At 35.0% G+C, this 13,466-nt stretch carries 6 protein-coding genes; 1 reads left to right on the top strand and 5 read right to left on the bottom strand.

Annotation, left to right across the window (positions count from 1 at the left end; translation table 11 throughout):
* Nucleotides 1–5: 5 nt before the first annotated feature.
* Genes I6I93_RS05940 through I6I93_RS05925 form a run of 4 tightly spaced genes read right to left on the bottom strand, consistent with a single transcriptional unit; the run spans nucleotide 6 to nucleotide 4,345 of the window.
* On the bottom strand, nucleotides 6–977 hold the full coding sequence (locus I6I93_RS05940) for an electron transfer flavoprotein subunit alpha/FixB family protein (RefSeq protein ID WP_112889818.1): 972 nt from the start codon (nucleotides 975–977) through the stop codon (nucleotides 6–8).
* 12 nt (nucleotides 978–989) lie between these two features.
* Entirely contained in the window at nucleotides 990–1,766 is a 777-nt protein-coding gene (locus tag I6I93_RS05935; protein WP_112889817.1) for an electron transfer flavoprotein subunit beta/FixA family protein, read from the bottom strand.
* Nucleotides 1,767–1,776: 10 nt separating this feature from the next.
* Nucleotides 1,777–2,913, bottom strand: coding sequence for an acyl-CoA dehydrogenase family protein (locus I6I93_RS05930; protein ID WP_112889816.1), 1,137 nt, complete (start codon nucleotides 2,911–2,913; stop codon nucleotides 1,777–1,779).
* Between the two features lie 19 nt (nucleotides 2,914–2,932).
* Entirely contained in the window at nucleotides 2,933–4,345 is a 1,413-nt protein-coding gene (locus tag I6I93_RS05925; RefSeq protein WP_112889815.1) for an FAD-binding oxidoreductase, read from the bottom strand.
* A gap of 171 nt (nucleotides 4,346–4,516) precedes the next feature.
* On the opposite strand from I6I93_RS05925, the gene I6I93_RS05920 reads away from it, so the two are divergent.
* Complete coding sequence (locus tag I6I93_RS05920) at nucleotides 4,517–5,953, top strand: hypothetical protein (RefSeq protein ID WP_112889814.1); 1,437 nt, start codon at nucleotides 4,517–4,519, stop codon at nucleotides 5,951–5,953.
* Nucleotides 5,954–6,565: 612 nt separating this feature from the next.
* Here the strand turns inward: I6I93_RS05920 and I6I93_RS05915 are convergent.
* Complete coding sequence (locus tag I6I93_RS05915; protein ID WP_201621230.1) at nucleotides 6,566–13,108, bottom strand: S8 family serine peptidase; 6,543 nt, start codon at nucleotides 13,106–13,108, stop codon at nucleotides 6,566–6,568.
* Nucleotides 13,109–13,466: the final 358 nt, after the last annotated feature.

Genomic DNA, 13,466 nt, shown 5'->3' with positions numbered 1-13,466 from the left:
ACCTATTAAGCGTTAGCTTTTATTTTCTTAATTTCTTCAATAAATAGTGGAAGAACTTGTTTACAATCTCCAACAATTCCAATATCAGCCATATCAAAAATAGGAGCGTCTTCGTCCTTATTGATAGCTACGATAAAGTTTGAGTTTTCAATACCAGAAACGTGTTGAACAGCACCACTTACACCACAACCGATGTATAGGGCTGGAGCAACAATCTTACCTGATTGACCAATTTGTGAAGCCTTTGGAAGTACACCATCGTCAATAACTGGTCTTGTTCCTGAAATTGGAGCACCAAATACGTCAGCAAGTTCCTTTACAAGTGGGAAGATTTCATCAGATGATGCACCCCTACCACAAGTAACAATAATTGGAGCATCTTCAAGGTTAATTAGTCCTTCATTTGCAGTAACAATATCCTTGATAACTGCCTTTAGGTCCTTAACTTCATCAATATTTTCTTCTACAAGATTGCCTGCACCGTTAAGGTCGTCTCTCTTGTCAAAGGATTCTGCCCTTACAACAGCAATTCTTGGAGCCTTTTCGATTTTTGATTCAGTTAAAACAGTTGCACCATAAGAAGGAGTTACATAGATTATGTCGTCACCTTCGAACTTAATGTCCATTACGTTAGTAATAGAAACTGTGTCAAGACTTGCAGCAGCATAAGGAGCTAGGTCCTTACCGTCAAGAGTTCCTGGGATAAATATGTCTTCACAGTCATATTTTTTAGAAACTTCAACAATAATATTTGCGAAGTCTTCTAGGTTATAAGCTTCTCTTTTTACAAGTACAATTTCTTCTGCTCCAGCAGCCTTTAGCTTAGCTAATTCATCATCAGCAAGTTCAAAATTAATAAGAGCAACTGACTTGCCACCCTTTTCTTTTGCGATTTCACTTGCCTTAGAAAGAGACTCTAAAGAAAGTTTAATAGGAGCAGCGTCTTTAATTTCTATATAAGTTAATATATTTTTCATCTTTTCCTCCTATTATAAAACCTTTTGTTCTACCATTAGGCTAATAGCCTTAGCTACAGTATCTTCAACTTCTTCTTCTTGGATCTTAACTCCAGCTTCCCTCTTCTTAGGTTCGAAGTCCTTAATTTCTTCAAGAATTGGGCTAGAAGTTGCTTCTACTTCGAAGTCATCAATCTTTTGTCTTCTTGCAGCCATCTTAGATTTTATAGTAGGGTATCTTGGCTCATAATCTGGTTTAGCAATTGTTACAACAGATGGAAGAGAAGTTTCAACTTGTCTATATCCACCGTCTATTTCTTGCTTAGTTACAAGCTTGTCACCGTCTTTTTCCATTGCAATAACAGATGTAACAACACCAAGACCGTTTTTATTTGCATAGTAAACTCCAACTTGTGAAGCTTCTGCATCTGTAGTTTCTTTACCGAAGCAAATTACATCAAAAGCACCAAGTTCTGCTTCTAATTTTTCCTTTGCTCCCATTAGAATTTCAGTTATAGCCTTAGCATCAAGCTTTCTATAATCATCATTCTTAACTAAGTAAGCTTTGTCAGCACCAACTGCTAGACAGTTTTTAAGAGAGTTCTTAACTCCTTCATTTCCTATAGAAACTACAACTACTTGACTTTCTTCGTCTTCTTGAGCTTCCTTTAATCTTACAGCCATTTCTAGGGAGTAAGTGTCGAAAGCATTAACAACAGGCGTGATATCAGAGATAGCAGCTCTGTCCTCTTGGACAGAAACTGCTACTGAATCATCAGGCACTTCTTTTATAAATACTAGAATATTCATTATATAATCCTTAACCTCTCAATAAATTATTAGAAACTACAATTCTTAAAATTTCGTTAGTACCTTCAAAAATTTGGAAGATCTTAGCATCTCTTAGAAGCTTTTCAACAGGATATTCTCTTGAGTATCCATATCCACCAAATAATTGGATAGCATCTTCAGCAACTCTCATAGCTATATCAGAAGCATAGCATTTAGCAATTGCAGATTCTCTATTATAAGTTAGTCCCATGTCCATTCTAGTAAGAGCGTTAGCAACCATTTGTCTTGCAACTTCTGTTTGAATGTCCATATCTGCTAATTTAAATTGGATAGCTTGGTTCTTGTTAATTTGTTTACCGAATTGGATTCTTTCAGTTGTATATTTTTTAGCTTCGTCAATACCTCTTTGAGCAATACCAACAGCGATACAACCCATCCAAGCCCTTGCTTGGTCAAGAGTCTTCATTGCTATAGAGAATCCTTGTCCTTCTTGGCCAATAAGGTTCTTAGCAGGAATTCTACAGTCTTCAAGAACGACATCAGTTGTGTTTGAAGTTCTGATTCCCATCTTGTCTTCTTCCTTACCAGCACTTAGACCAGGAGTTCCAGCTGGTACTAGGAACATTGATAGGCCTCTAACACCTTGAGACTTGTCTGTAGCTGCAGTAATACAGTAGTAAGATGCAACAGCACCGTTAGTGATGAAGCATTTTCTTCCGTTTAATACGTATTCGTCACCGTCTTTTACAGCTGTAGTAGTTCCTGCACTAGCGTCAGAACCAGCACCTGGCTCAGTTAGACAGAAAGCTCCAAGTCCACCTTCGAAAGTTACATCAGCAATATATTCCTTTTGTTCTTGGTTTCCAGCAATAAGAACTGGTTTCATACCAAGACCAGATGCAGAAATAGTAGTAGCAAAACCAGCGTCAGCCTTAGCCATTTCTTCAAATAGGGCAGCTATATCAACCCTAGAAAGACCAGGTCCACCTAGTTCTTCAGGAACTTCAAGGGCAAAGTAACCTTGTTCCTTTGCCTTTTCATAAAGTTCTTCTGGGAATTCGCCAGTCCTATCTGCTTCCTTACAAACTTCTACAACTTCTTTTTCACAAAAATTTCTAATATCTAAAAGTAAGTCCTGTGCTTCTTCTGAAATTAAATATGGCATTAATTAAAATCTCCTTCTATTAAACAACTTTATCTGGGTTAAGAATTAAGTTTGGATCAAATACTTTCTTGATTCCTCTCATAAGCTCAGTGTTAACTTCGCCTTCGAATTCGTGTAAGAAAGCCTTCTTACCGTATCCAATACCGTGTTCACCAGAAATTTGTCCACCAAACTCATAAGCCTTCTTGTAAATGTCATTCATGAATACATCAACTTGCTTAATAAATTCATCTTTTTCCATGTCATTTGAGCAAGTGTAAATGTGTAAGTTACCGTCACCAGCATGACCAAAAGACTTAACTTCAAATGGGAAGTCCTTTGCTCTTTCGTTTACATAGTGAACATACTTAGCAATCATGTTGATAGGAACAACAACGTCACATTCGTCAAGAAGCTTAGTTTGAGATTCAATAGCTTCTAGGAAAGAAGATCTAGCAGCCCAAGCTTCCTTCATCTTGTTTGGAGTATCAGCAACTAAAATGTCAATTGCTCCAGCTTCCATAAGAACTTCAGCAGCTTGTTCAACAATATCGTTAAGTGCATCTTCATCTTCATCATCAAAAGTGATAAGAAGGTAAGCACCAATTTCAATTCCTTCTAATTCCTTAGGGAAAGTTGACTTTCCAATATAGATTTCTGACATGTCAACAATTTCTTTTTCCATGAACTCAATAGCTTGAGGATTTAAGTTAGCCTTAAATAATTGTGGAACAGTAGAAATACAAGTGTCAAGATCTTCGTAAGGAACGATTAAAGACATAGTTTCCTTAGGAGCTGGGATGATCTTAAGAGTAAGCTCAGTGATAATACCAAGAGTACCTTCAGAACCAATCATAAGGTCCTTAAGAGAGAAACCAGTAGAAGTCTTAGAAACAGTTGCACCAAAAGTAGTGATTTCACCAGTTGGAGTAACAACTTCCATAGAACGTACATAGTTTCTAGTAGTACCATACTTAACAGCCCTCATACCACCAGCGTTAGTTGCTACATTTCCTCCTAAAGTAGCAAACTTTTCACCTGGATCAGGTGGATACATGTAACCCTTAGATAGGCAGTCTTCAGCAAGGTCGTTTAAAAGAACACCAGGTTCAACCCTAACAACCATGTTTTCTTCATCATAATCAAGAATCTTGTTCATTGATTGCATGTTAATCATAACTCCACCGTGTCTAGAAACACCAGCACCAGTAAGACCAGTACCAGCACCTCTTGGCACTACAGGAATCTTATTTTCATTACAAATCTTTACAACCTTAGCGATTTCTTCAGCATTAGTTGCGTCAACAACAAGTTCAGGTTGTCCTTCACCGTAAATAGGCATTTCATCGTGGAAGAAGTCGATGTTGATCTCTTCACCAACGTAAGTCTTGCCTGATACAGCATTTTTAATTTCTTCTATTACGTTTTCTGTAACAGTATTATAATTTACCATTTTTTCCCTCCAATAATTCATTAAAAATATTATTGTCTTTATTATATAATGGACAACTTGAAAAAAATTGTTTTCCCGCTTGAAATCTCTTGAATTTTTTCGACAATATTTGACTTTTATTCAAGCAAATAATATAATTATCTTGTATTTATAAGAGATTGGAGGGATTTTATGTGGCAATATAGACAGGCCTTTAAGACATTAGTGGACCTGACAAATACAAAACTTTCCACCATTGCCTTTACCCTAGGTTATGACATATCCTACATAAGCAAGTGGAACAGTGGAAGAAAGCTGCCATCATCAAAGAACATCTACACAATAAATAGGAAGCTGTCCACCCTATTTGCCAAAGCCATAGTAGAAGAAGACAAAATAGATGACTTTTTCCTTGCATTCAACTTGAATAATAAGGAAATCTTGACTAAAGAGTCAAAAAAGGCCCTAGAAGTCTTGATCTACAAGCTCCTAAACGAAGCCTACATGAACTCCAACCAGGACCTTCCCATGGACAAGGTCTCAAATACAAATCTCATCTTCAAAAACTCATCAATAGACAAGGAACTAAAAGAAATTTTGGAGAAAACACTTGGGAAAAAGAAAAAAGTTGACATCTGGGCAACTTTTGACATAAATAGTCACTTCGCCCAAATCCTCTTGCAAGTTGGCAAAAACATGGATAAGGACGTGGAATTCAACCTCCACCTCCTTTGCAAAAAAGAAGACCTAGAAGACTTTGATATCCTAAAAAATATCACAGACAACTCTAGGATCAACATAGAGCTTTATGAGGACCCAGGCCTTGACTACAACTTTATCCTAGTAAGAGATACTGCCTACTTCATTCTTAGAGAAGAAACAACCTTCTCCTTTCTTACCCATGGAGAAGAACTAGACACCCTCTTTGAAATCACATCTTTTATAATGGGCCTTTTCAAAGACCTCAACAAGATAATAATATTTTCTCAGCCAGAAGAACTAGCAAAGTCCAGCTACAGGAAGTACTTCTACTCAGATAGCGACTTCCTCTTCCTATCTAACTACGGCTTTGAATTCTTATTACCCAATCCAATCATCGACAGGATAATCCAAAAAATTGATGACGAGAAAGACTTCAAGAAGGCAGAAGCCGAGAACATCAAGCTCCTTTGGGAAGAACTCTTCGCCGATGCAGAGATCAACTTCTTGACCACAAGGACCGGACTCTTGAAATACTTCGAGACAGGAGAAATCTACTACTGCTCCATAAGGGCAAGGCTCTCCATCGAGGAAATCGAAGCCCACTTGAATAACATAATCTCAGTTATGAAGAAAAACAAAAACATAAACTTCTACATCATCAAGGACAACAGGACCCTCCAAGCCATGGGCCTAGACAAATTTAACTTCTTCATAAACGAAAACAACATGTTCTTCAAGAAGATAGACGATGATGGAAGGCTCACTTCAACATCCCTTGTCACCGACTCCAAAATTCATCACAAGATCCACGACAGATTAGAAGAAATAATGGAGTCATCCTACAGCCAGAAGTATGAAGTAGATGACCTGGAAAAACTCTTCCATAAATACGCCCAAGTCTTTAAAAAAATGTCTCACAAGGCATAAGACTAATGGGAAGAAATTATCAATTATTTATTTAGAAATTAGTAAGAAGAAAATTTAGATTAATTAAAACAAATTTATTTAGAAAAAACATCGCTTAAAAATATTTATTTAGAAGAAATCAAATTAAAAATTTATTTTAGAAATTATTTTAAGTCTTAATAATAAGACAAGACTTTAAGAAAAATAATAACAAGCAAAAAACAATCACTCTATAAAATTAACTAACCAAAAACGAAAACATACTAGAAAAAGCTATGAGGATAACCCCATAGCTTTTTTTTCTTGGCTGAGACTTGATCAAATTTCTGCAAGAAATTTAGATAAGTCTGCCCGCAGATTTTTGCTTGTCAAAAATCTGTGTTCCTCTATTATAACTCGATCAAATTTCTGCAAGAAAATTTTATAAGATCTTCAAGAGACTTGCCAAAAATTCTTATTCCAGAAAAAAAAAGCATCCCTTTTTTATAATCTACTACCTCTTTGCCAATAATATCCTATTTTAAATCTTATCTTTCCGAAATAATTATATCTTTTTTCAAACTTATTTTTCACCTGAGAAATAAATAAGAGACTCGATTTCTCGAGCCTCATAGTTTTGTTATTAGGGACCTATTACTTAATTTCAAATACCACTTGTGCAATTTGTGCCCTTGTTAATTTTTCTTTTGGCATGAAGTTCCCATCATCCATTCCCTTGATTAGACCTAGTCTAACCATTTCTCTTACAGATTCCTTAGCCCAATCTGAAATATTTTTTTCATCTTTAAAGCTAATATTAATATTCTCTTCTTTGTTATTTATCTTATGGACCTTGTTGAATCTTGATAAAAAGGCACACATTTCTTCTCTAGAAAGTTCCTTGTCTGGCATAAATCTACCGTCGCCAAATCCACTTGCTATTTTATTTTTATAAGCCCAATCAATATATGGTGAATAATACTTGTTTGCATCGATATCATCAAAGACCTTGTCCTTATACTTACTTGCATCTACATTTGCAAGCCTACCAAGTATAGTTACAAATTCAGCCCTTGTTAGACTCTTATCTGGCATAAAATTGTCTAAGTCAGCAATATCTTTAAAATAATTTTTATCTACTGCAGAGATAATAGCCTTCTTTGCCCAGTGATTTTCAATAGAAGTTGGATTTGATTTATTAGATGAGAAGATACTTGTGCTTTTGCCATTAGAGCTTGTCACAACCTTACTAGTCTTTTCATGACTTCTCCTTCTAGGAATACCCTTATCCCTATTATCTTCCCTTTCAATAGAATTATCAGATGGCTTATTCTTATCTGATGGTCTATTTTCATCAGACGGCCTATTCTTATCTTCCTCTGATTCATCCTTGTCCATATCTTTCCAGGAAGCTGTAATAGTTATATCTGAAGCAATTATAATTTTATCTCCTGGCTTCTTCTTGTCTCTATTTCCAGAAACAATCCAACCATCAAAAACCTTTCCATTTGGTGCAGTGAAGGTATTTTCTGGAAGCCTTATTTCTTCCTTATCTCCAACATTAATATCTGGTATCCTTCCACTTCCACCATTTGATTCAAATTCAACCCTGTGTCTAATTTGACTAACTTCTTCAAAATTTGGAGTGATTTCAATATCCTCTTGACCTATAAAGATGTGTCCTGGTTTTTGATTTATACCTCTTACATTCCATCCTATAAATTTTTTACCTTTTTCTTCTTGTCCATTAAATTCTGGAAGTACAAAATCTTCGCCTTCTTTTACATGTACTTCTTCCCCATTAACCTTTATCCTTATATCTTTGTTTTCTACTTCAGTAATTGTATCTGAATTAAGGTCAATAGAGTAAATTTTGACACTTGTGTTTCTTGCATAGTCTGAAGCTACTACTTTTATTTCAACTTTTCCATCTTTAGCATAATCTTTAAGATCTTTACTTTGGTCAAAGTCTATTCCATTTGCGTAAATTTTACTGCTTTCTATACGGCCAGGTTTGTCTTTATCTCTCTTGTCTGTAACCTTTAAATAAACTTTTTTATCTCCATAGTTTAAAGTAATCGGGTTATCTGAATTATCATCCATAGATAATTTTATTTCTGGTTTGACATTGTCTAAATAAATCCTATATTGTGATAAAATTCCACCTTCAGGGCCATTTAATTTGTAGTCCTTAGCAGACCAATCCATTACATCATTGTCCCTTACATCAAATGTAACTTCAAAATCCTTTGAGTTGTCAGATTTCAAATCACCATAAATTAAATATTGGTCTACCATTGATTCATTTATTCTAAGGTGCCAGTTGAAGCCACCCTTATCTCCAATCCTTCCTCTTAGGGTATGTGGACTCTTCCTAACATAAAGTTCTCCTTTTCCTCCATCACTGTAAGGATTAAATGTATCTTGGTCCATGTCTAATTGAACTCCATCCCTATCGATGTAAAGACACTTGCCCATTTCTTCAACTAAGTTTTCTTCTTTAAGCTCTTCGCTTCCATCTAACTTGTAAATTTCATATCTAATTACATTAAAGCCATCAAGACCTCTAATATTTGCGTCAAAAACTTTCAGATCCTCATCATTATTTATGAAATCTTCTCTATAGTTAGCATCTAGACCTGTCTTACCTGGATTTCTGGAGATAACTCTAACTCCATAACCCTTACTTATCCTAAGTTCATCTTTTACCAGATAATAAACTTTTCCATTTTCATCCCTTTTCTCTTTAAGTTCGCCACCTAGTTCAGCTTTTCCAAGTTCAATAATGCTTTTTTGTGAAGTTAAAAGTTTTGGTTTTTGCTTTTTCTCTACGCTATCATTTATTTCCTTTGGCATCCTGAGGAAAATACTCTCGCTTCTCTCATTTCCATCTACTACATATAATTCAATGTCTCCCTTGTAGTCAATTCCCTTAGTATTATCTACATCATCCTTATTTCCCCATAGATTAAACTTGAAAGAGTGAGTTTTTTCATCATAAGAACCAGGAACCCTCTTTAGTTCTTCTCTCTTGTTGGTTTTTGCCATTCTTGTAGATCTAAAATAGATTTTTGCATCAGGAGATACATTTTTTACATATCCACTTAAGTCAAAGCCTCCCCTTTCGTCAGGGACAATTTTCCCAACATAGCCCATAGTCTTTAATGCTGCAAGATCCTTATCCTTAAACTCCATTGGGTCGCCATTAGAATATTTAGAAGGAATACCATATTCATCTACTGAACTTATATCTCCATAATCATAATCTATACTTGTATCTCCAGTAAATGGATTAGTAATCTCTATTTCTTTTGGCTTTATAATTCTCCTTGTGTCCTCTTCAGAAAGAGCTTTTACATAAGAATTATCATCAAGTCCTACTTCAGGCTTTTCACTAATATTTTCTCTATTATTTTTTTCTAGATCCTTCTCATTCTTGTCTTCTTTGTCATCTTTAATTTCTACATTTTTAAGTTTAGATGCATCAATTTCTCCAAGCTTAGTATTTTCATTTCCTTCCAAATAATAAGCAAGTTTTCCATCAATAACTTTATCGTCAAACTTAACCCTGTAAAGATTAGTGAAGTTAGACGCTCCATCAAGCGCAGCCACCTCTAAGGTTTTGCCAAGAAGATTTTTATTTGCTCCAAGAATTTTGTAGACAGAGTTTCCTTCGCTATCAATTTCAAAACTTCCATACTTGTCAACTTTTCCAGTGTTTACTACCTTTAAATTCTCCTCGATTTCGCCATAATCATTTACAAAGGCAGCACCAGCAAACCAAACCTTGTTATTAGTTACTGTAAAATCATCAGGATTCTTTTCTTGATCCCTTTGGAATAAAGTCTTACTGTGATCGTTTTGAACATTGTAAGTATCCTTAACTTTTAAGATAATCTCATCAGGATTATCTGCATTTAAGCTGATGATTTGAGGTGGAGTCCTATCAATTTTTACAGGAATATAAGAAACTTGATAAGGATAATTTGGAGAAAGTCTATATTGAAATTTATAATAATATTGTCCTTCTGCTATAGGATCAAATTTTCCTTCCACATAATTTGGATCATTCTTATCTTCTGCGTGAGGATTATAAATCAATCCGTCCCATCTCAAATCTCCATAGACTTTTAATTTTGATGACTTAATTCCCTTAGCATCACTTCTCTTAGAATTTAAAATTCCCTTTATAAAATGATCCACTGTAATTACCTTGAGGTCTTTTTGATCTTTTTCATCCATAGTATTTACAATGGAAATTTTGCAATCAGAAGCTGATCTTAGTATCAAAGGACTAGGAGTAAGCCCCCTGTCAATTTCATTTCCAGAAATAATTTTACTTTCCCCACTAGAATTCATATTGAAGTCTTGTGAGTTATTAAAAGCAAACAATTCAGGGTCTTGGTCTAGAGTCTTATTTTCAGTTTCCCTATTTTGAATTACACCAGCTGGTTTAAACAAATCTATACCATGTTCACCACCACGACCTTTGTTTAGAGTGCCAGGAATTTTTGGATTGCCCTCATCATCATAACCTACAATCCCCTTAGACCTAGAACCATCTTCCCAGGCCCACTTATCTATAATAGGCTCCTTATTCCAATTTCCAGCAAAACCCATCACAGGCATTGAAAGTGAAGGTTGTGGATCTTTTACATTCTCCTTCTCTTCCTTAGATTCAAAATTAATAAAGGCCTCTACGAACATATCCTTGTCCCTTGCTTCTCCAACATTAAGAGTAGCACCTAAGTTAAATGAACCCCTTGCAGGGATTGTAATTTCGTCTTGTGCAAAACTTATACTTGCTCCCTTGACCTCTTTAGGATGAATCTCTGCAATATTTTGGATACCATCCTTACTAGCTTCATCCTTATATTGCTCATCTAATTTTTTCTTATTAACTTCTCCATCAGTAGTCACCTTCGAAGAAGAAACTTTAACAGTAATATCCCTGTCAGAAGGATTGTCTATATTTATAGTAAAATCTTTTTTGTCAGACTTTATTTCTTTAAGAGAAACTGCTCCATAGGAGTTCATTTCTCCCACTGAATCTTCCACCTTATATGACACAATTAAATTATTTTTCAATGCTCTCTCAACATTAATAAGACCAGATCCTTGTTGTCTTGGAGATGCAAATAGATAATTGCCCTTGCCATCATCTGTTGTTGGATCAATCATTGGTCTTGAAGTATTCTGAAGCATTATTTTAGTAAGAGAAGTTATATCAATTCCCCTTGCCTTAATAACAGGTTCCTTGACAAGTTCCTTTACCCTTGGTCTAATTAATACAGTAGAAGCAGAAACAACAGGCGCTGCCATAGATGTTCCTGACATATATTGATAATTGTCCACCCCATCTATCTTGTTTAAAGTTGAGTAAATATTCTTACCTGGAGCAGATACATCTGGCTTTAACATCAAGTCTATTCTAGGACCCCAAGAAGTTGAACCAGCAGGCACATTAGTGTCTTCCCATGCAATCTTATGATCCAAGAATTTTATACTAAGCTCTTTTTCCTCTCCAAGCTTAGGCTTTTTAGAATTATACTTCTCCATATCAATTCTATAGTCAGAATTCTTTGACTTGAAATCCTCTTTTTCATCAGGCTTCCTGCCGCAAATCATATCCCAGATTAACTTACCATCCATACCTGATACAGAAAAAACAGGAACTCTTGTATTTTCATCTTCTTCATATCCCATGGCAGGAATATTTTCCCAATCATCTCTGTTGTAATAGGACACAGTATTGACTACAACTACACCCCTTGCTCCCTTATCAAATACCTTCTTAAAAGAGTATTTTAAATCCTTGGTATAGATCCTATCCATTACAACAATCTTATCTTTTAAATCCTTACCAGCAATATCCTCATCCTGGCATTGTCCCAAATATATGAACTTGTACTTATCTTGTTTAAAATTTCCCTTATCGAAGAAGGCACCAATTTGTGAATACCTAAAATCCTTGCCTCCAATATTTACACCTTCATATTCGATTTTTGTGTTTCTAGAAGAAGCAACAGCAATAGCATCTTCATGAGCCGCTGTCCTAGTGACATTACCAGTATCAGTCATCTTAAGAGAATTATTCGCATACCTGTCCCATGACGAGCTAGAAGATGAAGTTGCATAATTACCTGTGGCTACACAAATAGGAATTCCTGCCTTCCTAAGAGACCTAATAGCTTTCCAGTACTTTTCTCCAGCCAAACCAGTTCCTGTGAAGCCAGAAGAAACAGAAATAACATCAACATCATGTTTTATACAGTCTTCAAAGGCGTGAAACATAGTCTCATCACCAGCAAATCCATCGCTTGCATCTGAATACATCTTGTAAGAAAAAAGTTGAGCATTAGGAGCAATACCCCTAATTCCCTTATGGGCCTTAATATCTTCATCAGTATCATTAGCAGCCAAAATTCCAGCAATGTGCATGCCATGTGGGTCATGATAATCTGAACCATCATCATACTTCTCTGTTGTTATCTTGCCACCATTTAAGTAATTAAAAGAATGTGGCACCTTATCAGAAAGCCAAAACTCCTTATCAGAACCTTTTAGATCATTCTTTTTTAACTTTAGAGAATTTTTAGCATCATCATCAATACGCATAGCCTTATGACTTGCATCCATACCCGTATCAATGTTGGCAATAATCATCCCTCTACCATCATAGTTCTTGCCAAGATTTGCATTAATTGCATTTAAACTTTTTAGGTAGTCACTTGCCCTGTCGACACCAACAAGTTTTCTTGCATTTTCCATAAGAGGAACTAACTTGCCAGCCCTTTCAACGTCCTTTACACCCTTGATGCTTTTTAGTTTATCAAGCTCTTCAGGATAAGCCTCAACAGAAACAGCCTGGAACAAAATATCGTACTCATAAAGAATTTTTACATCCTTAATTTCTTTTAAGCTATGTATGACTTGATCCTTGTTGGCCTTATCATCAAATTCTACAAAGTAAACTACCTTTTCCCTCTTAACCTTTACGCCAGCTTCCTCTTTTTCAAAATCTTCAAGAATTTTACTCTTCTTAAGATTCATTTCCTTTTGACTTCTTACAATTCTTTCAGTCTCGCTTAAAGGCTTATTAATATTATTTCCTTCAGCAAAAACTCCATTAAAAGAACTCATTACAAAAATTAAAGATAAACCTAAGGATGAATATCTTTTTAAATTTTTATTCATATTACCTCCAAATATTTATAAATAATAACGCTTATCATTATTTGCGACCTTTAGATTTTAACACATTGTTTTTTGAATTTATATAAAAAAAACCAATAATTTACAACATAATTTTATAATCAAAAAATTAAAAATTTTACTCACTTTTTATCTTGGTAAAAGGCTTAAACAAGCCAATATAATTTTTTTTAAAATTATTAATCTTTTAATATTATTACCGGAATTTTTATAAGGCCAAAGAGTTCTAAAGAACAATAAAATAATCTTCCATATCTAAAAAATTAACTAAGCAAAAACAAAAGTAAAAACAAAAACATACTAAGAAAAGCTATGAGGATAACCCCATAGCTTTTTGCTT

The sequence above is a fragment of the Peptoniphilus harei genome, from assembly GCF_016726485.1.
Classification (GTDB): Bacteria; Bacillota; Clostridia; order Tissierellales; family Peptoniphilaceae; genus Peptoniphilus_A; species Peptoniphilus_A harei.
The sequence above is the reverse complement of the archived record's forward strand: the minus strand, read 5'-3'. Positions and strand labels throughout refer to the sequence as shown.